The organism is Castellaniella sp., assembly GCF_047971665.1.
Lineage (GTDB): Bacteria > Pseudomonadota > Gammaproteobacteria > Burkholderiales > Burkholderiaceae_B > Castellaniella.
The window spans coordinates 1-25,420 of the sequence record NZ_JBKEAA010000020.1; the positions used below are offsets into that span (position 1 = coordinate 1).

The 25,420-nt window shown below is 63.8% G+C and carries 26 protein-coding genes and 2 pseudogenes; 9 read left to right on the forward strand and 19 right to left on the reverse strand.

Annotation, left to right across the window (positions count from 1 at the left end; genetic code table 11):
* Positions 1 to 43: 43 nt before the first annotated feature.
* Positions 44 to 745 (reverse strand): GntR family transcriptional regulator, encoded by a 702-nt coding sequence (locus tag ACK5JE_RS08225; RefSeq protein ID WP_416801217.1) that lies wholly within the window; start codon positions 743 to 745, stop codon positions 44 to 46.
* 233 nt (positions 746 to 978) lie between these two features.
* Between ACK5JE_RS08225 and ACK5JE_RS08230 the strand changes: the two are divergent.
* Positions 979 to 1,103: pseudogene (locus ACK5JE_RS08230) on the forward strand (3-keto-5-aminohexanoate cleavage protein); the annotation flags it as partial.
* 95 nt (positions 1,104 to 1,198) lie between these two features.
* Here ACK5JE_RS08230 and ACK5JE_RS08235 read toward each other — a convergent pair.
* The 3 genes and pseudogenes from ACK5JE_RS08235 to ACK5JE_RS08245 all read right to left on the reverse strand — a co-directional run bounded on the left by ACK5JE_RS08235 (position 1,199) and on the right by ACK5JE_RS08245 (position 3,611).
* On the reverse strand, positions 1,199 to 2,761 hold the full coding sequence (locus ACK5JE_RS08235; protein WP_416801409.1) for a hypothetical protein: 1,563 nt from the start codon (positions 2,759 to 2,761) through the stop codon (positions 1,199 to 1,201).
* A 120-nt stretch (positions 2,762 to 2,881) separates the two neighbouring features.
* Positions 2,882 to 2,944 (reverse strand): annotated as a pseudogene (locus ACK5JE_RS08240) (hypothetical protein); the annotation flags it as partial.
* 493 nt (positions 2,945 to 3,437) lie between these two features.
* Positions 3,438 to 3,611 carry a hypothetical protein gene (locus ACK5JE_RS08245; protein ID WP_416801218.1) on the reverse strand — a complete coding sequence of 58 codons (174 nt, stop codon included), beginning with the start codon at positions 3,609 to 3,611 and terminating at the stop codon, positions 3,438 to 3,440.
* 274 nt (positions 3,612 to 3,885) lie between these two features.
* Here ACK5JE_RS08245 and ACK5JE_RS08250 point away from each other — a divergent pair, with 274 nt between their 5' ends.
* Positions 3,886 to 4,608 carry a thioesterase family protein gene (locus tag ACK5JE_RS08250; protein ID WP_416801219.1) on the forward strand — a complete coding sequence of 241 codons (723 nt, stop codon included), beginning with the start codon at positions 3,886 to 3,888 and terminating at the stop codon, positions 4,606 to 4,608.
* Positions 4,609 to 4,670: 62 nt separating this feature from the next.
* Here ACK5JE_RS08250 and ACK5JE_RS08255 read toward each other — a convergent pair whose 3' ends face one another.
* The 7 genes from ACK5JE_RS08255 to ACK5JE_RS08285 form a co-directional block, all read right to left on the reverse strand.
* Complete coding sequence (locus ACK5JE_RS08255) at positions 4,671 to 5,309, reverse strand: glutathione S-transferase family protein (RefSeq protein WP_416801220.1); 639 nt, start codon at positions 5,307 to 5,309, stop codon at positions 4,671 to 4,673.
* A 70-nt stretch (positions 5,310 to 5,379) separates the two neighbouring features.
* Complete coding sequence (locus tag ACK5JE_RS08260; RefSeq protein ID WP_416801221.1) at positions 5,380 to 5,778, reverse strand: YchJ family protein; 399 nt, start codon at positions 5,776 to 5,778, stop codon at positions 5,380 to 5,382.
* Entirely contained in the window at positions 5,775 to 6,473 is a 699-nt protein-coding gene (locus tag ACK5JE_RS08265; protein WP_416801222.1) for an ABC transporter permease, read from the reverse strand. Before ACK5JE_RS08265 ends, ACK5JE_RS08260 begins: the two co-directional genes overlap by 4 nt.
* Positions 6,470 to 7,186 carry an ABC transporter permease gene (locus ACK5JE_RS08270; protein WP_416801223.1) on the reverse strand — a complete coding sequence of 239 codons (717 nt, stop codon included), beginning with the start codon at positions 7,184 to 7,186 and terminating at the stop codon, positions 6,470 to 6,472. The genes ACK5JE_RS08265 and ACK5JE_RS08270 overlap by 4 nt, the downstream gene beginning before the upstream one ends.
* 100 nt (positions 7,187 to 7,286) lie before the next feature.
* Entirely contained in the window at positions 7,287 to 8,105 is an 819-nt protein-coding gene (locus tag ACK5JE_RS08275; RefSeq protein ID WP_416801224.1) for a transporter substrate-binding domain-containing protein, read from the reverse strand.
* Positions 8,106 to 8,248: 143 nt separating this feature from the next.
* Positions 8,249 to 9,613, reverse strand: coding sequence for a TrkH family potassium uptake protein (locus ACK5JE_RS08280; protein WP_416801225.1), 1,365 nt, complete (start codon positions 9,611 to 9,613; stop codon positions 8,249 to 8,251).
* Between the two features lie 6 nt (positions 9,614 to 9,619).
* On the reverse strand, positions 9,620 to 10,276 hold the full coding sequence (locus ACK5JE_RS08285) for a potassium channel family protein (protein ID WP_416801226.1): 657 nt from the start codon (positions 10,274 to 10,276) through the stop codon (positions 9,620 to 9,622).
* A 167-nt stretch (positions 10,277 to 10,443) separates the two neighbouring features.
* On the opposite strand from ACK5JE_RS08285, the gene ACK5JE_RS08290 reads away from it, so the two are divergent.
* Positions 10,444 to 11,454: an alkene reductase gene (locus tag ACK5JE_RS08290; RefSeq protein ID WP_416801227.1), complete on the forward strand. Its 1,011-nt coding sequence runs from the start codon at positions 10,444 to 10,446 to the stop codon at positions 11,452 to 11,454.
* A 9-nt stretch (positions 11,455 to 11,463) separates the two neighbouring features.
* On the opposite strand, the gene ACK5JE_RS08295 is transcribed toward ACK5JE_RS08290, so the two are convergent.
* Complete coding sequence (locus ACK5JE_RS08295) at positions 11,464 to 11,925, reverse strand: GatB/YqeY domain-containing protein (protein WP_416801228.1); 462 nt, start codon at positions 11,923 to 11,925, stop codon at positions 11,464 to 11,466.
* Between the two features lie 29 nt (positions 11,926 to 11,954).
* Entirely contained in the window at positions 11,955 to 12,773 is an 819-nt protein-coding gene (locus ACK5JE_RS08300; protein WP_416801229.1) for an NRDE family protein, read from the reverse strand.
* Positions 12,774 to 12,999: 226 nt separating this feature from the next.
* Between ACK5JE_RS08300 and fabA the strand changes: the two genes are divergently transcribed.
* The gene (gene fabA / locus ACK5JE_RS08305) at positions 13,000 to 13,515 is read left to right on the forward strand and encodes a 3-hydroxyacyl-[acyl-carrier-protein] dehydratase FabA (RefSeq protein ID WP_416801410.1); all 516 of its coding nucleotides are present in this window, start codon (positions 13,000 to 13,002) and stop codon (positions 13,513 to 13,515) included.
* Between the two features lie 10 nt (positions 13,516 to 13,525).
* Positions 13,526 to 14,743, forward strand: coding sequence for a beta-ketoacyl-ACP synthase I (gene fabB / locus ACK5JE_RS08310; protein WP_416801230.1), 1,218 nt, complete (start codon positions 13,526 to 13,528; stop codon positions 14,741 to 14,743).
* Between the two features lie 79 nt (positions 14,744 to 14,822).
* On the opposite strand, the gene ACK5JE_RS08315 is transcribed toward fabB, so the two are convergent.
* Both ACK5JE_RS08315 and ACK5JE_RS08320 read right to left on the reverse strand, forming a co-directional pair.
* Positions 14,823 to 16,031: a CynX/NimT family MFS transporter gene (locus ACK5JE_RS08315; protein ID WP_416801231.1), complete on the reverse strand. Its 1,209-nt coding sequence runs from the start codon at positions 16,029 to 16,031 to the stop codon at positions 14,823 to 14,825.
* A complete protein-coding gene (locus ACK5JE_RS08320) occupies positions 16,028 to 17,245 on the reverse strand; it encodes an MFS transporter (RefSeq protein ID WP_416801232.1) in 1,218 nt (405 codons plus the stop codon). The genes ACK5JE_RS08315 and ACK5JE_RS08320 overlap by 4 nt, the downstream gene beginning before the upstream one ends.
* Before the next feature lie 145 nt (positions 17,246 to 17,390).
* Here ACK5JE_RS08320 and ACK5JE_RS08325 point away from each other — a divergent pair, with 145 nt between their 5' ends.
* Positions 17,391 to 18,275, forward strand: coding sequence for an urea transporter (locus tag ACK5JE_RS08325; RefSeq protein ID WP_416801233.1), 885 nt, complete (start codon positions 17,391 to 17,393; stop codon positions 18,273 to 18,275).
* Here ACK5JE_RS08325 and ACK5JE_RS08330 read toward each other — a convergent pair.
* From ACK5JE_RS08330 to ACK5JE_RS08345, 4 genes are all read right to left on the reverse strand, one after another.
* On the reverse strand, positions 18,257 to 19,960 hold the full coding sequence (locus ACK5JE_RS08330; protein WP_416801234.1) for a cbb3-type cytochrome c oxidase subunit I: 1,704 nt from the start codon (positions 19,958 to 19,960) through the stop codon (positions 18,257 to 18,259). The genes ACK5JE_RS08325 and ACK5JE_RS08330 overlap by 19 nt on opposite strands.
* Positions 19,961 to 19,973: 13 nt before the next feature.
* The gene (locus tag ACK5JE_RS08335) at positions 19,974 to 20,945 is read right to left on the reverse strand and encodes a c-type cytochrome (protein WP_416801235.1); all 972 of its coding nucleotides are present in this window, start codon (positions 20,943 to 20,945) and stop codon (positions 19,974 to 19,976) included.
* Positions 20,942 to 21,205 carry a hypothetical protein gene (locus ACK5JE_RS08340; RefSeq protein WP_416801236.1) on the reverse strand — a complete coding sequence of 88 codons (264 nt, stop codon included), beginning with the start codon at positions 21,203 to 21,205 and terminating at the stop codon, positions 20,942 to 20,944. Before ACK5JE_RS08340 ends, ACK5JE_RS08335 begins: the two co-directional genes overlap by 4 nt.
* Before the next feature lie 481 nt (positions 21,206 to 21,686).
* Complete coding sequence (locus ACK5JE_RS08345; protein ID WP_416801237.1) at positions 21,687 to 22,598, reverse strand: YicC/YloC family endoribonuclease; 912 nt, start codon at positions 22,596 to 22,598, stop codon at positions 21,687 to 21,689.
* An 82-nt stretch (positions 22,599 to 22,680) separates the two neighbouring features.
* On the opposite strand from ACK5JE_RS08345, the gene rph reads away from it, so the two are divergent.
* The 3 genes from rph to hemW are packed head-to-tail and all read left to right on the forward strand — an operon-like array spanning position 22,681 to position 25,277.
* Positions 22,681 to 23,433 (forward strand): ribonuclease PH, encoded by a 753-nt coding sequence (rph, locus tag ACK5JE_RS08350; protein ID WP_416801238.1) that lies wholly within the window; start codon positions 22,681 to 22,683, stop codon positions 23,431 to 23,433.
* Positions 23,430 to 24,047 (forward strand): RdgB/HAM1 family non-canonical purine NTP pyrophosphatase, encoded by a 618-nt coding sequence (gene rdgB, locus ACK5JE_RS08355; RefSeq protein WP_416801239.1) that lies wholly within the window; start codon positions 23,430 to 23,432, stop codon positions 24,045 to 24,047. The genes rph and rdgB overlap by 4 nt, the downstream gene beginning before the upstream one ends.
* A gap of 18 nt (positions 24,048 to 24,065) precedes the next feature.
* Positions 24,066 to 25,277 (forward strand): radical SAM family heme chaperone HemW, encoded by a 1,212-nt coding sequence (gene hemW / locus ACK5JE_RS08360; protein ID WP_416801411.1) that lies wholly within the window; start codon positions 24,066 to 24,068, stop codon positions 25,275 to 25,277.
* Positions 25,278 to 25,420 lie beyond the last annotated feature (143 nt).

Sequence of the window (25,420 nt, forward strand, 5' to 3'; positions counted from 1 at the left end):
GAGGGCCTGCAGAGTTTTCTCTGCGGGCCCTTGTTCTTGGGGCTCAGTGGCCGGATGCCGCCCGGGGGGCGTAGCGCTGGCTCACGATGTAGTTGTATGAGGTCTTGATATCCTCTTGCAACGCTTGGCGCGCGGCTGCGATGTCTTTTGATTCGAGGGCATTGATCAGGGCCTCGTGGTAGACGACAGCCACCTTTTTCTGGGTTCTGACGGACCCCGAACGCAAGTCGTAGTTCAGGATCGGGCCGATCCGAAGCCACAGCGATTCGATGATCTTGAACAGGGTGGGCATATGTGCGGCGGCGTAGATGGAAAAATGGATCGTTTTATTCAGCAGCACCACATCGCCCAGGCTTTCGCCCCCCACGGTCATCTTTTCTGACAGCTCGGCGTTCTGCTCCCGAAGCGACTGGATCAGGTCGGGGCCCACGTTCGGCACGGCCTTTTCGACCGCATAGCTTTCGACTTCCAGCCGGATCTGCGTGACTTCCTGGAATTGTTCGGCCGTCAGCACCGGAACACGGACTGAGCGGTTGGGGGTGACTTCCAGCGCCTGATCCGCGACCAGCTCATAGACCGCCTGACGGACCGGCATCATGCTGACGCCCAGGGTTTCGGCCGCGGAGCGCAGAGACAAGGACTCGCCCGGCGTGATCTGGCCCGTCAGCAGAATTTCCTTGATTTGTTGCAATACCTGGGCGCCCAGCGTTTCGCTCTGCAGGACCGGTTTGAGAGGGTTGTTCATGTCGTTCTTTGGCGGGTTTTATTTGCTGTGCCCGGGGAGGGTCTGATCAGACCGCAGGCCGCATTCAACAGCCTACATTCTGACAGGTCTGGGAGGCTTGTTCAGCGGAATTCAGAGAGTGGCCTTTTCCTGGGCTAAACTCTCATGTGACCTGTGATCACAAATAGGCAGCATCACTGTGATCACAAAAAGAGATCCTGCTTTCTCTGAGGATCGGGTGGCGGTGCGTCGACATCCTTACAAAAGGGACAGCGAACGGTACGCGTTTCGAATTCGAATGCCATGACATGAGTCATCCAGGCATTTCTACGATCGGGGCCTCGCCAAGGGGCCCCTGTTCATCCAGTCCGTGTCTGGCGGTCTGACGTCATGGGCCAGCCGCCTGTGACAGCCTCGTCGATTGGACGTTTTCCCTGCGGCGAGGTTTGTCCTCGCCGCAGGGAAGTCCTCTGCTTATTCAGGCAGCGCGAATGCAATGATGTAGTCGCCCCAGTCATTGGGGTTGTAGCGCGCGCCACTGGCGGTCAGAACAATGTATTGCCGTCCGTCCTTTCCGACATAGGTGAGCAGCGTGGATTGCGAGCCCGAGGGCAGGCGTCCCTTCCACAGCACTTCACCCGTCACAGTGTGATAGGCGCGCAGATAATAGTCCTGTGTGCCTGAATGGAATGTCAATCCCGAGCTGGTCGTGATCGCACCGCCCAGGGCGGGCATGCCGATGTAGAAGGGCAGCGGATTTTGAAAACCGAGGCCGGGAAGCGTGACGTCCCGGCCGGTGCCCGCGGGCTGTTGCCAGATCATCTTGCCACTGGCGACATCCACGCCGGACAGAGTGCCCCAGGGAGGTTCCAGGCAGGGGATGCCGATGGGTGACATGAAATTGACGACTTCATGCGCATAGGGAAGCCCGAATTGCGCCGATAGGGCACCATGCGCATCCCCCTTGAAATCGGGATTTTCTTTACGGAATTGTTCACGCGCAATGAGTTGCGCCACGACGGGCATCCGCATGTCGGCCACGACCAGAATGTTGCGCTGTTGATCGATGGTTGCGCTGCCCCAGTTCATGCCCCCGTTGTTGCCTGGATAGATGATGGTTTTGCTTGTCGATTGCGGGGTGAAATCGCCCTGGTAGTTGTAGCGCTTGAACATGATGCGACAGAGCATCTGATCGAAGATCGTGGCGCCCCACATGCGTTTCTCGCTGAGTGGCTCGCCTCCGATGACCGCCATGCCGGTCGAATAGGGCTGCGTGTCGGCGTAGTATTCCCCCTCGACGGATCCATCCCCCTGGGGAACGGGCTTTTCCTCGACCGTCTTGATCGGTTTGCCGGTACGGCGATCCAGTACAAAGATCTGGCCGCGTTTGGTGGTCTGAATCACAGCGGGGAGCGTGCCGCCCTGGCCATCGGGGATGTCGGCCAGCGCGGGCTGCGAAGGCAGGTCGTAGTCCCAGATGTCATGGTTCTGTGTGCGAAAGCTCCAGACCGGCCGGCCATCGTCCAGTTTGAGCGCCACGAGGGCTGCATTGTACGTATCGTCGAAATCGCGCCGTTTGCCGCCGTAATAGTCGGGTGTCGCGTTCCCGAGCGGCAGATAGACCAGGCCCAGTTTTTCGTCGATTGCGATTCCGCTCCAGACATTCGGCGTGCCGCGGGTATAGCCTTCGCCTTCGGGAGGCAGGTTGGTGATGGCGGAGTTTCCCAGATCCCAGGCCCAGACCTGGGCGCCGGTCAGTGCATCGAAGGTCCGCACGGCACCCGAGGGCTCTCCAGTGCTGATGTTATCCGCAATCCAGGCGCCGAGTATGATTTTGCCGCCACCGATGAACGGCCCGGCGGTTTGAGCCACATAACCAGGAATCGCAGGAACGACTTTGTTTTCGTCTGGGGGATCCCCGGGAATCAACTGATTCATGCCGATGGACAGATCGACCATGCCTTGTGTGCCGAAAGATGTGCAAAGCTGCCCGTCGGATGCCTTCAGGGAAATGAGACGGGTATCGGTTGTCGTCATGACGATGCGAGGGCCGCATTTGTCTTGGGAACCCGGATCGAAATAGGCCAGGGTACGGCAGCGCTTCCAGAATGGCGAGGCGCTTTTGGGATCGAACTGCCATTTGATCTTTCCGGTGACGCCATCCAGTGCCGTGACTTGCGATCCAGCGGCGCACTGGTATAGCGTGCCATCGATCGCCAATGGTGTGTTCTGATCCTGCAGGTGCTTGGACTGATCGGCGACAAAGCCGGTTCTCGTGACCCAGGCGGTTTCAAGTTGCAGATGTTTTGTGGCGTGATTTGTTCGATCGTGGCATAGCGCAGACCTTCTGTGGTCTTGCCCCAGGATACCCAGTTGTCCCCGACTGCCGCAGTGGCGGGCGACGTCTTGCCCGGAACGAGTGCCACTTCATTCCGGATGATGTTGTGCGGCAGGAACATGAGCGCGATGAACCCGGCAAATCCCGCGGTCAACACCAGGCCGCCCAGGACGAAGGGCCGACCTGATGCCGGGCGGCCCTTGTCGGTGGGGATCAGTGGTAAAACGAACAGGGCGCAGGCCGCCAGAAAGATCGGGACGATCAGACGCGGCACGAGTGGCCAGAAAGCCAGGCCGGCCTCCCACAGCGCCCAGGCAACTGTGGCCACGAAGACGGCCAGATACAGATACAGGCCAGTCGCGTGGCCGCGGAATGTCAACCATGCCGAAAGCAGAATGAACAGTCCCGCGATACCGTAATACCACGAGCGCCGCCGAGGGTCATCAGATTGATGCCGCCGATCATCAATGCGGCACTGATGATGGCCAGCAACGCACCGGTCAGCCGTACGAGAAAGTGTGTCTTGCCCCCGTTGTCATGTTGTCTCATGGCACTTTCCCAATAATTTTAAACTTTAAATGATGTTAAATCTCATGTTAAAAAGTTAGTTTTCAGCCCCCCCGGCGTCAAGTGACATTGCGTAAGGATGTGTGGTATCGCAATGACGGGTTCGAGGACAGGGTGGCGAGCCCCGCAATGATGCCCGTATGCCCGTATACTCTTGCGCATGCCTACTTCCAACAACCTTCATCTCGGCCATGCTGGAGAGTCCTATCCCGACGCTTTCTATGTGCGTTGCGGAGAGAATCGATTTCAATCTACGTTGCACGCGCAGGGTGCCTGGCAACCCGGTGAGCAGCATCTGGCGGCGGCTGCCGGGCTGGTCCTGGCCGAGGCCGAGCGCCGCCAGCCCAGCGACAAGCTGGTCTCGCGCGTGTCGTTCGATGTGCTGGGCGTCATTCATTCGGGCCCGTTCACCATCGACGTCCAGATGGCCAGGCCGGGCCGCTCGATCGAGTTGATCGAGGCCCGCATGCGACACGGGGACCAGACCAGCGTTCATGCGCGGATCTGGCGGCTGGCCTCGAGCGATACCAGGCAGGTGCAGGGATCCGAATGGTCGCCGCTGCCGTCGCCCGATACGGTCCCGCCTTTGGCGTTTTCGTCGGTCTGGGACGGGGGGTTCATTGCCTCGCTGGAAGCGCGTCAGATGGCCGGCGCCCGTCCGGGCCGGGGCCAGACCTGGCTGCGCACGTCTTATCCCCTGGTCGCCGGCGAACTCGATCCGCCGGTGGCTGCATTCGTCAAACTGATCGATACCGCCAACGGCCTGGTCGTGCGCGAGAATCCGGCGGCGGTGTTCTTTGCCAACGTGGACCTGACCGTTCACCTGACGCGCCAGCCCGAGGCCGGCTGGGTCGGGTTCGATACGCGGGTCGATTTCGGTCCCGGCGGCCTGGGCGAGACATTTTCGGTCCTGAGCGATATCAACGGTCCGATAGGGACCGCGGCACAAAGCCTGACCGTGCGCCTGCGCGATAGATAAGGCGTGCGCCCTCGCAACCCGTCAGACCTGCGCAGGCGCAACCCTTGCGTCTGCGCGGTGATTCATGGAGATGTGGGCAGCAGTTCCCGGCTGCGTGCCGCGCTGGGCCGGGCCGCGATGCGTTCGAACCACGGGCCGATGTGCGGCAGCGCGTGATCGAAGGGCTGATTGACGGATTCACCAAAATCCAGCCAGACATACAGCCAGATATCGGCGGCGGTAAAGCGCCCGCCGCACAGGTAGGGGCCAGGACCGAACATGCCATCGAGCCATCGCAGACGATCCTGCGCCACCCGCTTCAGGCCCTCGGCTGCTTCGGGCGCGACCGGAATACGGGGTTCGAAGCGGGCCAGTCCCTCGGCATAGTGGAACGCGTTGTGAATGAATTCGGTGATGTTGAGTTCGACGCGGCGCCACCACTGCCGGGTCTGGGCGCGTTGCTCAGGTGTGCGGCCGATCAGGGCGGGATCGGGGTGGCGTTCTTCCAGGTATTCCGCGATGGCGACGGCTTCGGCCAGGGTGGTGCCATCATCCAGTTGCAGGGCGGGGGTCTGTCCTGCGGGGTTGCGCGTCAGATAGAGGGGCTGGCGGTTTTCCCCTGTCATGACATCGATCGTCGCGGCGGGCAGCGACAGCTGCTTTTCGAGCAGGAACATCCGCAGGCAGCGCGGCGCGGGACTTTGGGCGTCGTAGATCAGCATCTTGCAATGAAAGGCAGCGGGGTTGGGGTGGTAACCGGAATCCCTGGTTGAAACAGAGCCCCCAGTGTACTCAAGTGGTCCCGTCCACGTACAACCATTGCCCTGTCATCCGTTCGAACCGGCTGGTTTCATGAATGCGGGTGGCGCGGCCATGGAGGTGGACCCGGGCGACGAATTCCACGATTTCATGATCGGCGTCGAGCCGGGTGTGATGCCGCACGTCCAGACCCAGCCAGCGCGTACCGGTTTCGTTGGGTTCCAGTGTGGCGGGGCGCGTGTCGGGATGCCAGGTCCGCAGCAGGTAATCCAGTTCGTCCAGGACATAGGCGCTGTAGCGCGAACGCATGAGGGCCTGGGCGTCGGGAGCCTGGAGATGGGCGGGGCCGTGATGCCAGCGGCCGCAGCATTGAGGATAGGCGGACGGGAGGCCGCAGGGGCAGAGATCGGGGAGGGCGGTGGCGCGTTTCATGAGAACGGGCCCTGGTCCTCCGCCCGGATCCCCAGACTGCGTTCCACCATCCAGGCACAGCCCAGCAGGACGAAGTTGATGGTCAGATACAGGATGCCGGCGATGATGAAGGTTTCGACGATCAGGTAGCTCTGGCTCATCAGGCGGCGGGCAAAGCCCGTCAGCTCCATGACGGCAATGGTGGAGGCCAGGCTGGTGCCCTTGATGGCCAGCACCAGCTCGTTGCTGTAGGCGGGGAAAGCCTGGCGAATGGCCAGGGGGAAGCGGATGCGGCGAAAAATCTGCAGGCGGCTCATTCCGCAGGATGCGGCGGCATCGATCTGGCCGACCGGGACGGATTGCAGGCCGCCGCGCAGCGCCTCGCTCATGTAGGCGCCGCTGTTCAGGGCGATGGCCAGGATGGCGCACCGCGCGCCGTCCGAAAACAGCCACCACAAGGCGGGCTGGTTGCGCACGAAATCCAGTGTACCGATGCCGTAGTACAGCAGGAACAGCTGAATCAGCAGTGGCGTGCCGCGGAAAAGGGTGCTGTAGGCGAAGGCGGTGCCCGACACCAGCCGATGGTGCGTGGTCCGCATCAGCGCCGCGCCCAGCCCCAGCAGCGAGGCGAACAGGATGGAGAACAGACCGATGCGCAGGGTGATCCAGAAGCCTTCGATCAGGACCGGAACGGTTTTCTCGAACAGTTCGATCATTGTCCCGTCCCTCGCATGCCGCGCCCGAAATGGCGCTCGGCCCAGACGAACAGCCCCTGGCTGCAGGCGCCGATCAGGAAATAGAGGATGCCTGCCATCAGGTAGAGAGCCAGCGGCGCACGCGTGGCCGCCGCACCCAGGACGGCTGCGCGCATCAGTTCGACTAGACCCACCAGGGAAATCAGGGCGGTGTCCTTCAGGGCGGTCTGCCAGACGTTGTTGGCGCCGGGCAGGGCATACCAGAAGAGCTGCGGCAACGTGATGCGTCGCAGACACTGGCGTCGATCCATGCCGATGGCCCGTGCGGCTTCGATCTGGCCGGGGTTGATGGCCTTGAAGGCGCCGCGAAAGACCTCCACGCTGTAAGAGCCGGAAATCAGGGCGATGGCCAGAATGCCGACCAGCATGGGAAAGACGGCGCTCATCAGGTCATCCCATTCCAGCCAGTCGGCCAGATTGGCGGCGGGCTCGACCGTGCCGAAAAACAGCAGATAGATGATGAGGAGTTCCGGGACGCTGCGCACGACCAGCGTGTACAGGCCGACCAGGGCGCGCACCAACCGGTTCGCACCGAGCTTGGCCGCCGCGCCGACGATGCCGATGATCATGCCCAGACAGATGCCGCACAGGCTGATGAAGACGGTCATGGCCGCCCCGCGCAGCAGCATGACGCCCCAGCCGGCGCTCAGAATGTCGTACAGGGTCTGAATCATGGAATCGATCGGAATCTCCGGGGCCAGGCCGACGTGAAGCCGCCGGCGGCTCCGGAGAGAGGGCGCCGGCTTTCAGGAAAGCCGGCTGCGCGGCCGGGCATTATTTTTTGCAGGCAGCGTAGTTGGACAGGTCGACGCCAAACCATTTGGTGCTGGACGCCTTGATGGTGCCGTCGCCGATCAGTTCGCACAGGGCCTTGTCCACCTTGGCCTTGAGTTCGGTGTTTTTCTGGTTGATGCCGGTACCGATGCCCAGGCCCAGGATGTCCGGGTCTGCGTTGCTCTTGACGACGGCGTCGGCCAGGGCGAACTTGTCCTTGCCAGTGGTGTCCAGGAACTGACTCTGAGGCGTGACCTCGGAGAAAGTCGCATCCAGGCGGCCGGCCGTCAGGTCGATCTGCATCTGGTCCTGGGTCTCGTACGTTTTGATCTTCATGTCCGGGGCGTATTTCTGCAGAAAGGCGCCCTGGGTGGTGCCGCTCTGGACGCCGACGGTCTTGCCCGCCAGGCCGGCCATCAGAGCCTTGGAATCGGCGGCTTTCAGCAGCGGGGATCCCTTGGGCAGCACGAAGGCGGAGTCTTCTGTGGCATAGGGCAGGCTGAAGGCGATGACCTTGGCGCGCTCGGCGGTGACGGACATGCCGGAGATCACCAGATCGAATCGCTCGGCTTCGAGGGCGGGGATCAGGCTGTCGAAGGCCTGCACCACGAAACGGCATTTCATGTCGAGTTTTTTGCACAGGGCCTGGCCGACATCGGCGTCGAAACCGGTGACCTTGCCATTGGCATCGACCATGCTCCAGGGCGGGTAGCCGCCTTCGGTGCCGATTTTAAGCGTGGCGGCCGAAACCGTGGTTGCCAGGCCTGCGAGACCCAGAGCGGCGCACAGCGCCGCCTTTCGTGCGATGGAAATCACCATGAACAGAATCCTAATCAGTGGTTGAAACCAGGAACTACAAAAGGCAATAGTAGTATATCGAAGGCCCGGACGGGGCCGCCATCCTTCTTCTTCGCGGTTTGCATGCGGCTCGGATAACCCGCCTCGCGGCCGGTATGCCGGGGTTATCCAATCTGCACGGCGGTTTCGGGGTAGCGGACCCGGCTGCGGCGCTGGGTGCCGAGGCTGTAGACCAGGGTCAGGGGACCGAGGCGGCCGACGAACATCAGCAGCATCAGCACGATCTGGCTGGGCATGCTCAGCGTGCGGGTGAAATCAGGGCTGAGCCCGGTCGTGGTGAAGGCCGACATGACTTCCATGACGACGGCGATGAAAGGCTCGTTCTCGAGCAGGCTGACGAGAAAGATGCCAAGGCAGACCAGCATGCCGGACATGATCATCAGGGCCAGGGCCTTGTGGATGATCTCGGGGGCGATGGTCCGGTGCATCAGGACGACTTCCTTGCGCTGCAGGACATAGGCCCGGACCACGGCAAGCAGGACGATGAAGGTGGCGAGCTTGATGCCACTGGCGGTGGACAGGGAGCCGCCACCGATGAACATCAGGCCGGTGAGCAAGAACCGGGAACTGTCATAGAGCTGGTTGACATCGAGACTGGAAAACCCCGCCGTGCGGGCCGCGATGATCTGGGTCCAGGCGGCCAGCCCCTGGTTGGCCGCCGGCAGCGCGCCCAGCGTCAGGGGGTTGCTCGCCTCGATCAGCCAAAAAAGCACGAAGCCAGCCAGATTGATGATCAGCGTGCCGAGCAGCATCAGCCGCGTGTAGTAGGCCAGCGTGGCCCAGCTGCGTTTTTGCTGGATATCGGCCAGAACCGTGAAGCCCAGCCCGCCCAGGATGATGCAGCCGGTCATGACGAACGTGGTGACCGGATCTCCGGTGAAGCTTGCCAGACTGTCGGAAAAGAGCGTCATGCCCGCATTGTTGAAAGCTGACACGGTATGGAATCCCGCCAGCAGGAAGGCATGTTCCAGGCTGTCGTGGCGCCACCACCAGAGCGTCAGGATCAGGGTGGCAGCTCCCTCGATTACCAGTGAGAACTTCAGCACGGTCAGCGCGGTCTGGCGGATGCGCATCACGCTGGTTTGGTTGAAGGCTTCGAGCGCCAGGGCCTGATATTTGAGGCTGATGCGCTTGCCCAGGGTCAGGGTGGCAATGATGGCGAACGTGACGAAGCCGATCCCGCCGACCTGGACCAGGGTCAACAGCACGGCCTGACCGAAAAAGGTCAGTCGCGTCCCCGCATCGATCACCATCAGGCCCGTCACCGTGACGGCGGACGTGGCGGTGAACAGCGCTTCGAAGACGCTGAAGGGCTGGCGCTGCGCAATGGGCAGTGACAGCAACGCCGTTCCGATCAGGATCAGAACGAGAAAGCTGCCCGCCAGCACGGCGGGCGGGCTGGCCTGCAGCTGACCGGTATGGCGTATCTGCCGATATGCCCGCAGCGGATGGATATTGAAACGAGCCATGCGTGATCAGCTCAGTTTCGGTGCGGCGTGCTTGAGTTCATTCAGCGGACCGAACAGAATCAGCGTGTCCTTGGTGCGCACGACGAACTGGTCGGTCGGATGCACGGTGGTCTCTCCCTTGCGCTTGACGGCCAGCGCATGGATGGCGCCGGGTGGATCCGTACTCAGCGCGTCGCCCAATGTATGCCCGTCCAGTTGCTCGCTGGCCTCGATTTCAACGACGAAATCGCCATTGCCCAGGGAAATGTAGTCGTTGACCATGGGGTAGCTGAGCACCTGGGCGATGCGGATGCCCATTTCTTCTTCGGGGTGGATGATGCGGCTGACGCCCAGTTTGGTCAGAATCAGATGGTGTGCGCGCGAGGAGGCCTTGACCCACAGGTCCTTGACGCCCAGCGACTTGAGATGCACGGTACAGACCAGGCTGGCCTGCAGGTCCTCGCCGATGGCGACCAGGACCACGTCGTATTCCGAGAGCCCCAGTTCGGCCAGCGTATCGCGGTCGGTGACATCGGCGATGGCGGCATGTGTCAGCCGGTCGGCCATCTGGTCGACGACACGGCCTTCAGCATCCACGCCCAGCACCGAGTGGCCCAGCCGCATCAGCTCCAGTGAGGTGGCGCTGCCGAAGCGGCCCAGACCAATGACGGCGAATTGTCCCATGATGCTCCCTTCTTTAAAGCTCAAATAATGATCTGGACGTGGTCAGCGTCGTAAAAATCTGGTAAAAACCCTGATGGATTTTTATGTAAATTTGATTTCTGGATATTGCGTTGCAGCAAATCACGCCAAGAAATGTGCTGAATCAGCCCCGCTTTTTCCCGCATGATATGACAAGTTTGTTCGATCCGGTCAGGCTGGGTGAAATAGAGCTGTCCAATCGCATCGTGATGGCGCCCGCCGCAGGAGCCTGGTCCACGCAGCGGCGCATCCCGGACGACGGCATGCGCGCATATTATGCCCAGCGCGCCGGCGCCGGCCTGATCCTGGCCGGCGCGGCCTCGGTGTCGCCGCTGGGGATCGGGCATCCGGATACTCCAGGGATCTGGAATTCGTCTCAGACGCAGGGCTGGCGGGCAGTCACGGATGCCGTGCATCGGCGGGGCGGGCGGATCGTCCTGCAACTGTGGCATGCGGGCCGGATGTCGGACCCCGAATACCTGTCGGGCGAAATGCCTGTGGCGCCTAGCGCCATTGCCTGCGGGCGAGGGCCCTGCCTGCAGGCCAGCGGGTTCGTTGTGCCGCGCTGTTTGCGGCTCGATGAAATCAAGCGCGTGGTTGCGGACTTCGAACAGGCGGCGCGTCACGCCTGGCTGGCGGAATTCGATGGCGTCGAAGTACATGCCGGGGATGGTTATCTGATCGATCAGTTCCTGCATGAGGGCTCCAACAGCCGCAGGGACGATTATGGCGGCTCGGTCAGCAAACGCAGCCGTTTCCTGCTGGAAATCGTCGACGCCTGCGTCGGCATCTGGGGCGCGGGCCGTGTCGGTGTGCATCTGTCGCCGCGCGACGACCGTCATGACATGCGCGAGCCGGACCCGGCGGCGCTGTATCGCCATGTGGCCCTCGAACTGGGCCAGCGGCGCATCGCGTTCATTGGTGTGCGCGAGCGCGAGGGGGCGGATGCGCTCGTGCCGGTGATCCGGAATGCGTTCAGTGGCACACTGGTCTTGAACGAGGGCTACGAACCCGATTCAGCGCTGCGCGCCGTCCAGGCCGGGCGCGGCGAGGCCGTCGCGTTCGGCCAGGCGTTTGTCCGCTATCCCGACCTGGTCCAGCGCATCGAGGCCGGTCTGGCCTCGATGCCTCAAGCCTCTGCGGTCGGCGGGCGCGGCTGACCGGGTCGATCAGCCGTTCAGGCGTGAACGCACCTGGGCGGACACGGCCGCCATGTCGGCGCGGCCTGCCAGCGCTTTTTTGAGCTGACCCATGATGACCCCCATGGCAGCGCCGCCCCGCAGCTCCTGGTCGTTGGCCTGAGCGATTGCTGTCTCGATGGCGGCGGTGATTTCCTCGGGCGCAGCGCCCCGCGGCAGGAATTCCTTCAGGATGTCCAGTTCGGCGCGCTCCTGATCCGCGCTTTCGGTGCGTCCGGCGGCGTCGAAGGCCGCGATCGATTCGCGGCGCTGCTTGACCTGTTTTTCGATGATGACCAGGATGGCTGAATCATCGGGTTCGACGCGCTCGTCCACGGTTTTTTGTTTGATGGCCGCTTGCAACAGCCTCAGGGTGCCCAGGCGGGTGCTGTCGTGCGCGCGCATGGCGGTCTTGATCGCGTCGGTGATCTGGCTGGCGAGCCCGGTGCTCATGGAAAAATTCCCTGTCATGCATGAAAATCCTATTTTAACGCGTGCGCCGAGGCCGCCGGCGCGGCCCGGGACGCCAGATTCGATGGTGACAGCCGCCAGTCATGCCGTTCACGCGCGTGTCCCGCAGCATCATAAGTCTGCTCGCACAGCAGCATGCGACCGTCGGCGGCGCGGGTCAGCACCGTCGAGCACCGGGTGCCATAGTCGGGACTGATGATGAAGGGACTGCTCAGCAGACGCTCGAGCGCCAGGGAAAGACCGGTGACCGGCAGTTGTGCGTCTTCGGCCGGCGTGATGTCGCGCAGTCGTTCGAACACCTGTTCCGGCGCCGAGGCCCATGTCTCGGGCGTCAGGGCGTCCAGCGAGGCGCGCAGGCGCGCGGCCTTGGGCCAGGGGGTGTCGAGCAGGTGGTTTGACAGCACGTAGCGGCCAGGCCCGAGCGCGCGGGGCGCGCAGGCGGGATCCCGGTTGCTCAGATACCAGGTCCGCCGGGCATCGCCCACGATCAGGTTGAACCCGGCCCACGCGTTCGCCCGGGCGGCCAGGACGGCGATCCAGTCCTCGGGGGGCGCTTCGCTCAGTAGAAAATCGCGCACCAGCCATCCGCGCGAAGAAGCGCCGGGCGGCACGGGATGGCCCGGCTCCCGGTAGTTGGTCAGCAGCGCATGGCGCGAGGCGGTCATGCCCAGCCAGGTGCCGCCGCCTTGCAGGTCGCGACCGGCGATCAGGTGCCTGGCGTTCGGCCAGGGGGCGGCGGCCTGCGTCGGACGCGCATGGAATTCGTCGCGATTGGCGGCGATCAGCACAGGCCAGTCGGGGTGCCCCAAGGACAGATAAGCAATGCACATGATCTTGAATTCAACAGGAGTTTTCCAATCGTATCCTGAATCGGTGAGGGTGCTGCGCATGACCGATGAGTCGTGGACTGATTGCAGGCGCCCGCCGGACCGTCCCTTCGTTCTCCGTGCGGTCCCCCATCGGCTGAAAAGGGATCGGGTTATACTAATCAGCTTACCTGGTTTATAGGGCGCTTGCGCCCGCAATGGCCGCCGAGCCGGAGACCTCAGACGGAGCATCATGGAAAAGAATAGCTATAGCTACGACGAATTGTTGACGTGCGGGCGCGGGGAACTCTTTGGACCTGGCAATGCCCAGCTGCCGTTGCCCCCCATGTTGATGCTCGACCGGATCACGCATATCGATGACAAGGGCGGTGCGCATGACAAAGGCCAGATCGTGGCCGAGCTCGACATCCATCCCGACCTGTGGTTTTTCGATTGCCATTTCCAGGGCGATCCGGTGATGCCGGGCTGTCTGGGTCTGGATGCCATGTGGCAGCTGGTGGGTTTTTTCCTGGGTTGCTGCGGTGGCAAGGGCCGGGGCCGCGCCCTGGGCGTGGGCGAGGTCAAATTCACCGGCCAGGTGCTGCCGACCGGCAAGCTGGTCCGCTACACCATCGACATGAAACGCGTCATGATGCGCAAGCTGGTGATGGGCATCGCCGATGCCCGCATGGAGGTCGATGGTCACGAGATCTACGTGGCGCATGACCTGCGCGTCGGCCTGTTCACCCGTACGGACAATTTCTAGGAGGTTCGACATGCGTCGTGTCGTCGTTACCGGCATGGGCATCGTGTCCAGCCTGGGCAACAACCAGTCCGAGGTCCTCGACAGCCTGCGCCATGGGCGCTCGGGCATCACGTTCCAACCCGAATACGCCGAACAGGGACTGCGCTCCCATGTGGCGGGTTCGGTGCACCTGGATGCGCTCAGCCTCATCGACCGCAAACTCAACCGTTTCATGGCCAATGGTCATGCCTACGCCTGGCTGGCCATGCAGGAAGCCATCCAGGACGCAGGGCTGACACCGGATCAGGTGTCCAATCCGCGCACCGGCCTGATCGTCGGCGCCGGCGGCGCTTCGCATTCTTCCATCCATGATGGCATTCAGACGCTGCGCGAAAAAGGCGTGCGCCGCGTCGGCCCTTATATGGTCACCAAGGCCATGGCCAGCGGTGTGTCCGCCTGCCTGGCCACCGGCGCCCAGATCAAGGGGGTGAATTACTCCATCAGTTCGGCGTGCTCCACCAGCGCCCATTGCATCGGCAATGCGGTCGAGCAGATCCAGCTGGGCAAGCAGGACATCGTCTTTGCCGGCGGCGCCGAAGAAGAACACTGGTCGCTGTCCTTCATGTTCGACGCCATGGGCGCGCTTTCCGTGCGCTACAACGACATGCCGGATCACGCCTCGCGCACGTACGACGCGGACCGCGACGGGTTTGTCATCTCGGGCGGTGGCGGCATCCTGGTGGTCGAGGAATACGAGCACGCCAAGGCGCGCGGCGCGCGCATTCTGGCCGAGATCGTCGGCTATGGCGCGACCTCCGACGGCTATGACATGGTGGCGCCCTCGGGCGAGGGGGCCGCGCGCTGCATGCGTCAGGCGCTGGCCGACGTGACCACGCATGTCGACTATATCAATACCCACGGCACCAGCACGCCCGTGGGCGACATCAAGGAACTCGAAGCCATCCGCGAGGTCTTCGGCGAAACACAGCCCTTGATCGCATCCACCAAGTCCTTGTCCGGCCACGCGCTGGGCGCGGCGGGCGTGAACGAGGCGGTCTATACCCTGCTGATGATGGAACACGGGTTTGTCGCCGCTTCGGCCAACATCGAGACGCTCGATCCGGCGGCCGAGGGCATGAACATCCTGCGCGAAACCCTGCCGCAGACCCGCATCGAGACGGCGCTGTCCAACAGCTTCGGCTTTGGCGGCACCAACGCAACGCTGGTGTTCTCGCGCGCGGAACTCTGATTCCGCTCCGGATGCGACAGCGTCCACCGGGCAGATCGACGGCCCTCGCGCTTTTCCCGCGCCGGGGCCGTCATGGTTTTCAAGAGGCCGGCTCCCGGATGACCGTGGCGCGGACCAGCGCATTGCGGCCCGCCCGCCAGCCGGCCAGCGCCGTGCAGACCCCGAGCACGATCAGCAGCCCGGTCGAGGTGCGGAAATTGCCGGCCCTGTCATGCAGGACTCCGATCAACAGCGGACCGGCCGCGGCCAGCAGGTAGCCTGCGGTCTGCGACATGCTGGACAGGTGGGCGGCGACATGGGCATCGCCGGACCGCAGCACGATCAACAGGACGGCCAGCGCGAACAGCCCCCCCTGGCCGATACCCTGGACGACGGCCAGCGGCCAGATGCTCCAGCGCGGTCCCAGGATCATGCCGATCAGGGCCAGAGTGGCGGCGGTCGCCAGAAAGACGGCCAGGCCCCGCTGGTCGCGGCAGCGTGAGGCGAACATGGGCGTCAGCAGGCAGGCGGCGACCTGCATCAGGATCGACAGAGAGGTCGCCAGACCGGACTCGGTGCCGCCCAGGCCGCGATCGCGCAATATCGGCGCCATCCAGCCCAGCACGCAATAGGCCAGCGCCGATTGCAGCCCCATGAACAGGGTGACGGCACGGGCCAGGCCGTCGCGCCACAGGCCTTCGACCGGCAGAATATGACGGCCCCCGGCCGGTCGGGCGGGCGTGCGCAGGGCAATCGGCGCCCAGGCCGCCAGCGCGGTGATTCCCGGAATGGCCCAGAGCGCCAGGCCCAGATCCCAGCGTTCGCCCAGGGCCCGGGTCAGGGGCAATGTGATGGCGGCCGCCAGCGCGGCGCCGCCGACCAGGCTCATGGTATAGAGGCCGGTCATCAGCGCCGCCCGGGCGGGGAAATCGCGTTTCACCAGACTGGGCAGCAGCACGTTGCCCAGCGCGATCCCCGCGCCTGCCAGGCCGGTGCCCAGGAACAGGCCCGATACGCCCAGCGTACCGCGCAATGCCGTGCCGATCACGATCAGCGCAAGTACCAGCAGCAGGGTGCGTTCAATGCCTGTGCGCCGGGCCAGACGGGGTGCCAGCGGTGCGAACAGTCCCATGCACAGCACGGGCAGGGTGGTCAGGTAGCCGGCCTGCGCGCCGTTCAGGTTCAGGGCCTGGATCAGCTCGGGCAGCAGGATGGCCGTGCTGGGGAACAGGGGCCGCAGATTGGCGGCCAGCAGCAACAGGCAAGCCGCCGTGAGCCAGGCGGCCTTGCGGGGAGCGGGCGGACTCATGCGGCGCGTCGACGCGTGTCGGGCAGGAAGAAGGCCGCCAAACCCAGCAAAGGCAGGAAGGCGCACAGGTGATAGACGAAAGCGATGCTGGTCGCGTCGGCCAGCCGGCCCAGCGCGGCGGCGCCGATGCCGCCCATGCCGAAGGCGAAGCCGAAAAACAGGCCGGAGACGGTTCCGGTCTTGCCGGGCATGAGTTCCTGGGCGTAGACGACAATGGCGGGGAACGCCGAGGCGATCATGAATCCGGCGCAGAACACCAGGATCAGCGTCCAGTGCAGGTTGGCGTAGGGCAGGGCCAGCGAGAACGGTGCCGCCCCCAGGATCGAGCCCCAGATCACGCGTTTGCGGCCGATGCGGTCACCGATGGGACCGCCCGCCAGGGTACCGGTAGCCACGCCGACCAGAAACACGAACAGCGAGTATTGCGCCTGCTGAATGCCCAGACCGAAGCGGTCGATCAGGAAAAAGGTGAAATAGCTGTTCAGTCCGGCCAGATAGAAATACTTGCTGAAGATGAGCAGCATCAGGATGAGCACGGCGCTGCGTACCTCGCGTGGCGACAGGCCATTGTCGGTTTTGCTCAGCGACGAGCGGCCGCGTACGCCGGACAGGTTGGCCGCATACCAGCGGCTGACGCCGAGCAGGATGCAGATGCCGATGAGCGCAGCCACGGATACCCAGGCCACGCTGCCCTGGCCGTAAGGCACGATCAGCAGGGCGGCCAGCAGGGGCCCGATCGACGAGCCGATATTGCCGCCTACCTGGAAGATCGACTGGGCCAGACCATGATGACCGGCCGAGGCCATGCGCGCGACCCGCGACGATTCCGGATGGAAGACCGAGGATCCGGCCCCCACCAGCGTGGCAGCCAGCACCACCAGGGGGAAATTCCAGGCCTGCGACAGCAGCAGCAGGCCGCAACAGGTGAAGCCCATGCCGATCGGCAGGGAATAGGGCAGTGGACGGCGGTCCGTGAAATGGCCGATGAACGGTTGCAGCAGCGAAGAAGAAAACTGGAAGGCCAGGGTGATGATGCCGACCTGGGCGAAGCTGAGATCGAAACGGCCCTGCAACACCGGGTAGATCGCCAGCAGCACCGACTGCATCATGTCGTTGAGCAGGTGCGTCAGACTGATGGCCCCGAGAACGGGGAAAGCGACACCGGGTTCCGATGGCGCCGCGCCGGACGGCGCCGTGGCGAGTGCGTTTTTCATGATGGGTCGGATGTTGACATCCAAAGGATTGTACGCCTGTGCCGGACATGCGCCGGCCCCGTTCCCGCTGTACGATCGCAACTCGGGCTTCGTTCCGGGCCCGAACCTCATTCGATCCGTTCGATTCAGACATCAGGTCACCGTCATGTCCCTGTGGATGCGCGATCCGTTCGCCATTGCGTTTGGCCGCATGCTGTTGCGCGGTATCGGCCAGGTCTATCTGCTGCCCAGCGCCCGGGCGGGGGCGGTGCTGTGGGTGGCCGTGGCCTGGCAGTCCTGGGCGCTGGCGGGCGCTTGCCTGCTGGGTGCGCTGGCAGGCACGGTGCTGGGGATCTCCATGGGGGATGCTGCCGGCAGCCGTGCGGGGCTGAATGGCTACAATGGCGCGTTGACCGGGCTCGGCATCCTGCTGGTCCTGCCTTCCGGGCCACTGGCCTGGTCCCTGGTGACGCCGCTGGCCTGTCTGGCGAGCTGGATGGCCTGGGCCTTGCGTCGATGGTGCGCCTGGCCGCCCTACACGGCGCCGTTTGTCCTTGTGATCTGGCTGTTGATGGCGGCAACGACCCATCTGGGGCTGCCTCAGGCCGCGGCGGCTGGCGCGGCTGATCCTGGGGGCAGTGGGTCCGAGATCCTGGGGTTGCTGCGCGGTGTCGGCCAAGTGATGTTCCTGGACGATCCCTGGGCCGGCGCCCTGTGCCTGTTGGGGCTGGCGCTGGGCGCACCTCGCGCGGCCCTGTCTGCCGTCCTGGCTTCGGGCCTGTGCCTGCTGGTCGCCATGCTGGCGCAATTCCCCGTCGACGCGTCCCTGCTGGGACTGTATGGCTATAACGCCGTCCTGACCGCCGAGGCGCTGCGCGCGATCCGCCCAGGCCGATGGGGGTGGCCGTGCCTGGGCGTGGTGCTCAGCCTGGGCCTGATGCGCGGTTTCCAGTGGCTGGCACTGCCGCCCTTGACTGCGCCATTCCTGCTGGCGACCTGGCTGGTGCGTCAGGCCGCTTTGCGCCAGCCGTCTCAGGCCCGGACCGCCTGATCGACCGCCCCGGCCCCGCGTTCGGGGGCCGGGGCCGGCTCGATGCTTGCCCGGGCTTCGAGCGAAGCCAGGAAACGCCAGACGAACAGCAGCGTGATCAGCAGCAGGCCCGGATATCCCAGTCCGGCCAGGACGTAGGGAATGGTCGGATCCCCCTTGGCGACCGTGTCCAGGTTGAAACTGAGCAGGCCCAGCGTGATGAAGGCGCCGAACACCCACATGCCTGTCAGCCACAGCCCGGCCTCGGTGCCGCGCAGCGTACGCCGCCAGCGGCCCGGATCGCCCGTCTGGCGGGACTCCCGCTGCACCGGGGCGGTGCGGGCGCGCAGCCCCAGCGTCATCAGGTCGTAGATCAGCAGGCCGGCGCCCACCATGAATACCAGGCCGAATATCGGTACCAGCACCTTGTAGAACTGCATGGCGGGGAAAACCTGGCCGCCGAACCAGCTCAGCCCCATGGCGCGGTACAGGAAGACCTGGATCGTGCCGCCGATCGCGAAGGCGAAGGCAATGCCCAGCATGCCGGTGAATACCATCCAGAATGCAATTCGCCCCAGCCGCTGGTCGAAATACTTGACGCCGCGCAGCAGGGGGATCGCATAGTAGGCCGAGGCGATCCCCAGCATGCCGAAGGTGCCGAACAGCGCCAGGTGCGCATGGCTGGGGGTGACCCAGGTGCCGTGCGACCAGACGTTGGTCAGTGCAAAGGTCATGGTGAATCCCAGGATGCCCGCGCCAACCTGTTCGAGCACGACCGATCCCAGGATGAAATAGAAGGCGGGGGCGTTTTCCAGCGGACGGCGGTCCTGATGGGCATCCAGATAGATGTGCCAGAAGCAGAACACCAGAGGCAGGGGTTCCAGCGCGCTGAACAGCGATCCCCAGAACTGCCAGAATTCCGGCGTGCCGATCCAGAAGTAATGATGGGCATTGCCGATCAGACCCGACAGCCAGACCATCGCAACGCCCCAGAACACGGCATAACCCACGGCCTTGACGTCCGCCTTGAACATCAGCACCAGCAGGAAGCCCACCAGACTGATGTGGATGACTTCCCAGACGCCTTCGACCCAGTAGTGGACCACGTACCAGCGGAAGTATTCCTGCAGGTCGAGGCGATCGACGAAGAACACGCCGAACAGCCAGACAAACGTCAGGGCGCTGACGCCGATGGCCAGCCCCCAGTGGATTTCATTCCACTCCCGGCGCGGCGGGAAGGTCCGCAGCACTACCCAGGCCAGGATGGCGAAGCCGATGAAAATCACGATATCGGCAGCGCGGCCGGCTTCCAGATATTCCAGGCCCTCCTCGAGCCAGGGCTGGCCCAGCCACCACCCGGCATTGCCGGTCGCCGCCAGGGATTGCGTGGCGACATTCCACAGCGTGACGGCCAGCAGGGCCCAGAACAGGAACCGGATCAATCCCGGCGCAGCCAGCTCGCGGTGCGACAGCAAGGGGCCGACGAACAGAATGGTGCCGATGAACCCCGACAGGATCCACAGAATGCCGAGGTTGGTGTGCTCGGCGCGCATGACGTTGAAATTGAGGATGCCTGCAAGCAGGTTCGGATCCACGTGCTGCACGGCGATCAGCAGGCCGAACAGGACCTGGAATCCGAACAGCACCAGCATCAGCAGGAAAAAACGCAGGCTCAGGCGCTGCGATTGGTAGTCGATCTTGATCATGATGGCTTCCTTTTCACAGACTGCGCAGATAGGCCACGATGGCCTTCATGTCGGCCTCGTCGATCAGCGCGTCGTAGGACGGCATGACGTGGGGCGGATAGCCTTTGACGATCTGGTCATCGGGTTGACGGATCGAGCGGACCAGATAGGCCTCGTCTGCCGTGACGGTGGTGCCGTCGGCCAGCTCGACCTCATGTCCCGCCAGACCGCCCCAGCCCGGTCCCACGGTGCGTTTCTGGTCGGTCGCGTGACAGGCCACGCAGCCCAGCTCGGTGACCAGCTTCCTGCCCAGCGCCACGATGTCCTGCGCCTGTGCCGCCGGCGCGGGGGCCGCCGATGGCACGGCGGCTGCCATGATCTGGCTGGCAGGCGCTGGCGCGCTGGCCTTTTGCAGGAACTGCGCGGGAATGCGCCGGTCTTCGCGCGGCTTGGGCGGCCAGCCCTCCGTGTTCATGGCAGAGGCGTATTTCAAAAAGGCGATCAGGGCCGTGATCTCGCGGGCGCTGAGCGGCAGATTGGGCATCAGCGAGTGCTGTCCGCCGCGTTTTTCAAGCCGCTCGGCCGCGCCTGGATAGCGCTGCAGATAGGCTTGCAGGTCGGCCGTGCCGGCGTCTTTCTTGGCGGCGGCGTTCTGCAATTGAACCCGCACCGCAGCGGCCGTGGGCCAGCCGCCCGCCGAGGGCAGGAAGGCGGCCAGCCATGAGGCGCCGGCATCAGCGTAGATGCGTGTCAGGTCGGGGCCGAAATAGGCGCCGTTGCCGACGATGGTGTGACAGCCCATGCAGTTGTAGGCCTGAAAGACGCGTTTGCCCTCCACAGCGCCCGCGCCGCCGTACTGGATTTCCTCGGGCTCGGCCTGACCGCGCGAGGGCAGGAACGACCAGGCGGACAGGAGCAAGAAGATCGCCATCATCAGCGCCAGCACGGCCAGTGCCGTGCGGCGTTTGGCGGTTTCGTGACAGTCGGTTCCGTTCAGGCAGCTCATGATTGCTTCTCCCGTGCCAGGTCATCGCCCGAGGATGCCTCGGGCCGCGCCTGTTCGTCATGCAGGAACAGGGTGCGCAGGCTGCCCAGAAAGACATAGAACACATAAACGGCCAGGAGGTAGCCGAGGCCGATGTACAGCCACCACATGACATGGGATTCCGGCCAGTACTTGAAATCCCGCCAGTAAGGCCAGGACAGCAGGACGCTGACCAGGGCCGCCAGGGCCGACAGCACGCTGTCGATGATACGTTGCGCCATGATGGATTCCCCTCCAGGTTGTGGATGGCAGAATCAGTCTAGGAGCGGAGAGAGGGCGGAGTGGTCAAACCATCATTCGGGATGAGGGATACGATTGATTCCCTATAAACGATAGAGACATCAAACGATGGTTTGATTTGATGCGATGCAGAAAGACAATATGCTTGAAATTGCTTTATGAACAGTAAGGTTCGATCGTAGAAAATATATTTATATTCAATGAATTATATAATTATTCAAAGAATTTACTTCTAAAGTGATTTCTTAAGAAAGAAAACCCGAGTAAATCGATCAGGTAAAGTTTGATTATCCTTTTCAAAGGCGTTGCCTTAACTTGAGTCAAGGTGGCAACAAAATAGGGATTTCCCCTTGTTTGAGAGGTTGCTGCGACGTGCGGTCCGGCGCGCCTGGCCGCATCGTGTAGGCAAGGTGCAGGGATCGGTTGCGCATACGAACCAACTCACCCAGCCCTCCTCGCGCATCACTCGATATTTTGCGCCTGCTCCCGCATCTGTTCGATCAGCAGTTTCAGGTCGATGGCCGCCTGGGTGACCGAAAGGGCGGCGGCCTTGGAGCCCAGCGTGTTGGCTTCACGGTTCATTTCCTGGAACAGGAAATCCAGGCGCTTGCCGCTGCCGCCGCGGGGCGAGGAGGTGTGGGTGCCCGACAGGATCTGGTGCAGCTCCTGCAGGTGCGATCGCAACCGGGTGAGTTCCTCGGCCACATCCACCCGCAGGCCGAACAGGCTGGCCTCCTGGGCGATACGGGCCGTGAGCTCGGGGCCGCTGATGGCGGCAAAGCCCTCGGGGCTGATGGCTTCCAGGGCCTCGCGCAGGCGCTGGGCGACACGCTCCTGGTGCTGCTCGACCAGGGTCGGCAACGCCACGTCCACCCGGGCGACAATGGTTGAGATTTCGTCGGCCATGGCCAGCATGGTCTGCGCCAGCCGGGCGCCTTCGCGCTGCCGGGCGGCGCTGAATTCTTCCAGGGCCTGCGTGCAGGCCTGTTCGCACAGCGGCAGCCAGACGTCGGGGTCCAGATCGCGGCGCATCACGCCTTCGCGCGGCAGCTCGGCCAGCGCCGGTGCGGGCAGGTCGGGGATGAACCGGCGCGCCCACTGCAGCTGTTCGGCCAGCGCGCGCACGGCTTCGCCATCAATGGGCCGCAGTGCTTCGTGGTCGACGGCGGCGAAGCTGAGCTTGAGTTCGATCTTGCCGCGCAGGGCATGGCGACCGATCAGGTTGCGCACGCGGGATTCGGCAAAACGCAGATCCTCGGGAATCCGCAGGTTCAGGTCCAGAAAACGATTGTTGACGCTGCGGATCTCGGCGCTGACCGAGCCGGCGTCGGAATCCAGTCTGGCGGAGCCAAAAGCGGTCATGCTGCGGATCATGGGGCAGTCTCGTCGGCGTTTATCTACAATAAGGCCTTATTGTAGTCTGGCCGCTCATGGCCGCATGGCAGGAACTTTCTTCATGACGATCCCCCCGACTCCCGACCCCGCGTCCGCGCGGCCGTCCGGCCGCCAGCCGGCCGAACTGCGCCGCATCGAACTGCTGACCGGTTATACATGCCATGCCGAAGGTTCCGTGCTGGCCTGCATGGGTGAGACCCGCGTGCTGTGCAATGCCAGCGTGCTCGACAAGGTGCCTCCTTTTCTGAAAGGGCGGGGGCAGGGCTGGGTGACGGCCGAATACGGCATGTTGCCGCGCGCCACGCACACCCGGGGCGAGCGCGAGGCGGCCCGGGGCAAACAGAGCGGCCGCACACAGGAGATCCAGCGCCTGATCGGTCGCAGCCTGCGCGCGGTGTTCGACTTGCAGGCGCTGGGCGAGCGCACGCTGCATCTGGATTGCGATGTGCTGCAGGCCGACGGCGGCACCCGGTGCGCCAGCATCACGGGCGCCTGGCTGGCGGCAGCGCTCGCGGTGCGTGGCCTGAGGGCAAGCGGTCAGTTGACGGCGGACCCGCTGCGGGGCCAGGTGGCCGCCGTTTCGGTCGGCATCGTGAATGGCCGGCCGGTTCTGGATCTGGACTATCCGGAAGACGCTGCCTGCGACACCGACATGAATGTAGTGATGACCGGCGCCGGGGATTTCGTCGAAGTCCAGGGCACGGGCGAGGGCGGCAGTTTCCGTCGTGATGAATTGAACCGCCTGCTGGACCTGGCGACAGACGGCATCCGGACATTGATCCGGTCGCAGGCGCAGGCACTGGAGGCCTCATGAAGCGCGTCGTGCTGGCCTCGGGCAATCCCGGCAAACTCAAGGAATTTTCTGCCAGCCTGTCGGTGGCGGGCATCGACATGGTGCCGCAAAGCGCGCTGGGCGTCTCCGAGGCGCCGGAGCCTTTCTGTACCTTCGTGGAAAATGCGCTGGCCAAGGCGCGTCATGCCAGCCGTGCGACAGGCCTGCCCGCGCTGGCCGACGATTCAGGGCTGTGTGTGCCAGCGCTGGGCGGCGCGCCCGGGGTGAATTCTGCGCGCTATGCCCAGGCCCCGGACGGCACGCGTTCGGATGCGGCCAACAATGCCAGGCTGGTGGCCGAAATGGCCGACAGCGCCGACCGGCGCGGCAGCTATGTCGCGGTGCTGGTCTATGTCCGCAGCGCCGACGATCCTCGTCCCATCGTGGTCGAGGGCTCCTGGGAGGGCGAGATCCTGCAAGTGCCCCGGGGCGCCAACGGTTTCGGCTATGACCCGTATTTCTACCTGCCCGACCTGGGCATGACGGCGGCCGAACTGCCGCTGGCGCAAAAAAACATGCTCAGTCATCGCGCGCGCGCCCTGCGGGGACTGCTGCAGGCGTTGCGGAGCGAATTTGACCAGGAACACAACGCGTAGGGGCCTGTGATGAAGCGACTGGTGCCTGTCCCCCTGCCTGAACGAGAAGGTGACGGCCGACCTGGTGTGCGCGGCAAGCCCGGCCTGGCCGCGCTGCCGCCGTTGTCGCTGTATGTGCATGTGCCCTGGTGTGTGCACAAATGTCCGTATTGCGATTTCAATTCGCACGAACGCAGCGGTGAACTGCCTGAGGAGGCCTATTTGCAGGCTCTGCAGGCCGATCTGGAACAGGCCGTGCCCGATGTCTGGGGGCGGCCGGTTTCGACAGTGTTCTTTGGCGGCGGCACGCCCAGCCTGCTGTCGGCGCAGGCCATCGACCGGATCATCGGCCTGTTCCGGGCCTATCTGAACCTGCCGCCCGATGTCGAGATCACCCTGGAAGCCAATCCGGGCACGGCCGAGGCCGCCCGTTTTCAAGGCTATGCCCAGGCCGGCGTGAACCGGATTTCGCTGGGCATTCAGAGTTTCGACGACGACAAGCTGCGGCGCCTGGGCCGCATTCACGATGCCGCTCAGGCGCGCGCGGCCATCGAGATGGCTCAGCGCGCCGTGGACCGAGTCAATCTGGATGTGATGTTCGCGCTGCCGGAACAGACCCTGGCCGAATGCGAGCGCGATGTGCGTGAGGCGCTGAGCTTCGGCACGGGGCACCTGTCGCTGTACCACCTGACGCTGGAGCCCAACACGGTCTTTGCCAAATACCCGCCCCGGGTGCCCGACGATGAACTGGGCGCGGCCATGCAGGACCGGGTGGCGGAACTCATTCAGCAGGCGGGATATGACCGGTATGAGGTCTCGGCCTATGCGCGGGCGCATCAGGCCTGTCAGCACAACCTGAATTACTGGCGGTTCGGCGATTACCTGGGAATCGGTCCCGGGGCGCATTCCAAGATTTCCTTTCAGGATCGCATCGTGCGTCAGGCGCGGGCGCGCATGCCGGAGGCCTGGATGCAGCGGGCGATCGAAGGGACGAGCCGACACGTGGTCGAACGACGTGAGCTCAGCCATGACGATCTGGGGTTCGAGTTCATGCTCAATGCCTTGCGGCTGCGCGAGGGGGTCGAAGGTGGATTGTTCATCGAGCGGACCGGCCTGTCGTTGATGGCCCTCCTGCCGGCCATGCGCCGCGCCGTCGAACGCGGCCTGCTCGAGCCCGGACTCGACCGGATCCGCGCCACGCCGCACGGCTGGCGCTTCCTGAACGAGCTGCAAATGGAGTTCCTTGCCTGAGCGTGGTATGCCCGTTTCTGGTGCTTTCGCCTGCGGGTCTTCCCCATGCACCCACTCGGTGCATACAAAATGGACTTGCACTAAAATATGCACCATTATCGTGCATCAATGCGCCATGATGCCCTTGATCGCGACTCATGTCA

Bases quoted from the DNA above. Each gene is read 5' to 3' on its own strand.
- ACK5JE_RS08225 (WP_416801217.1), bottom strand. From the start codon at position 745: ATGAACAACCCTCTCAAACCGGTCCTGCAGAGCGAAACGCTGGGCGCC.
- ACK5JE_RS08235 (WP_416801409.1), bottom strand. From the start codon at position 2,761: ATGACGACAACCGATACCCGTCTCATTTCCCTGAAGGCATCCGACGGG.
- ACK5JE_RS08245 (WP_416801218.1), bottom strand. From the start codon at position 3,611: ATGAGACAACATGACAACGGGGGCAAGACACACTTTCTCGTACGGCTG.
- ACK5JE_RS08255 (WP_416801220.1), bottom strand. From the start codon at position 5,309: ATGCTGATCTACGACGCCCAAAGTCCCGCGCCGCGCTGCCTGCGGATG.
- ACK5JE_RS08260 (WP_416801221.1), bottom strand. From the start codon at position 5,778: ATGAAACGCGCCACCGCCCTCCCCGATCTCTGCCCCTGCGGCCTCCCG.
- ACK5JE_RS08265 (WP_416801222.1), bottom strand. From the start codon at position 6,473: ATGATCGAACTGTTCGAGAAAACCGTTCCGGTCCTGATCGAAGGCTTC.
- ACK5JE_RS08270 (WP_416801223.1), bottom strand. From the start codon at position 7,186: ATGATTCAGACCCTGTACGACATTCTGAGCGCCGGCTGGGGCGTCATG.
- ACK5JE_RS08275 (WP_416801224.1), bottom strand. From the start codon at position 8,105: ATGGTGATTTCCATCGCACGAAAGGCGGCGCTGTGCGCCGCTCTGGGT.
- ACK5JE_RS08280 (WP_416801225.1), bottom strand. From the start codon at position 9,613: ATGGCTCGTTTCAATATCCATCCGCTGCGGGCATATCGGCAGATACGC.
- ACK5JE_RS08285 (WP_416801226.1), bottom strand. From the start codon at position 10,276: ATGGGACAATTCGCCGTCATTGGTCTGGGCCGCTTCGGCAGCGCCACC.
- ACK5JE_RS08290 (WP_416801227.1), top strand. From the start codon at position 10,444: ATGACAAGTTTGTTCGATCCGGTCAGGCTGGGTGAAATAGAGCTGTCC.
- ACK5JE_RS08295 (WP_416801228.1), bottom strand. From the start codon at position 11,925: ATGAGCACCGGGCTCGCCAGCCAGATCACCGACGCGATCAAGACCGCC.
- ACK5JE_RS08300 (WP_416801229.1), bottom strand. From the start codon at position 12,773: ATGTGCATTGCTTATCTGTCCTTGGGGCACCCCGACTGGCCTGTGCTG.
- fabB (WP_416801230.1), top strand. From the start codon at position 13,526: ATGCGTCGTGTCGTCGTTACCGGCATGGGCATCGTGTCCAGCCTGGGC.
- ACK5JE_RS08315 (WP_416801231.1), bottom strand. From the start codon at position 16,031: ATGAGTCCGCCCGCTCCCCGCAAGGCCGCCTGGCTCACGGCGGCTTGC.
- ACK5JE_RS08320 (WP_416801232.1), bottom strand. From the start codon at position 17,245: ATGAAAAACGCACTCGCCACGGCGCCGTCCGGCGCGGCGCCATCGGAA.
- ACK5JE_RS08325 (WP_416801233.1), top strand. From the start codon at position 17,391: ATGTCCCTGTGGATGCGCGATCCGTTCGCCATTGCGTTTGGCCGCATG.
- ACK5JE_RS08330 (WP_416801234.1), bottom strand. From the start codon at position 19,960: ATGATCAAGATCGACTACCAATCGCAGCGCCTGAGCCTGCGTTTTTTC.
- ACK5JE_RS08335 (WP_416801235.1), bottom strand. From the start codon at position 20,945: ATGAGCTGCCTGAACGGAACCGACTGTCACGAAACCGCCAAACGCCGC.
- ACK5JE_RS08340 (WP_416801236.1), bottom strand. From the start codon at position 21,205: ATGGCGCAACGTATCATCGACAGCGTGCTGTCGGCCCTGGCGGCCCTG.
- ACK5JE_RS08345 (WP_416801237.1), bottom strand. From the start codon at position 22,598: ATGATCCGCAGCATGACCGCTTTTGGCTCCGCCAGACTGGATTCCGAC.
- rph (WP_416801238.1), top strand. From the start codon at position 22,681: ATGACGATCCCCCCGACTCCCGACCCCGCGTCCGCGCGGCCGTCCGGC.
- rdgB (WP_416801239.1), top strand. From the start codon at position 23,430: ATGAAGCGCGTCGTGCTGGCCTCGGGCAATCCCGGCAAACTCAAGGAA.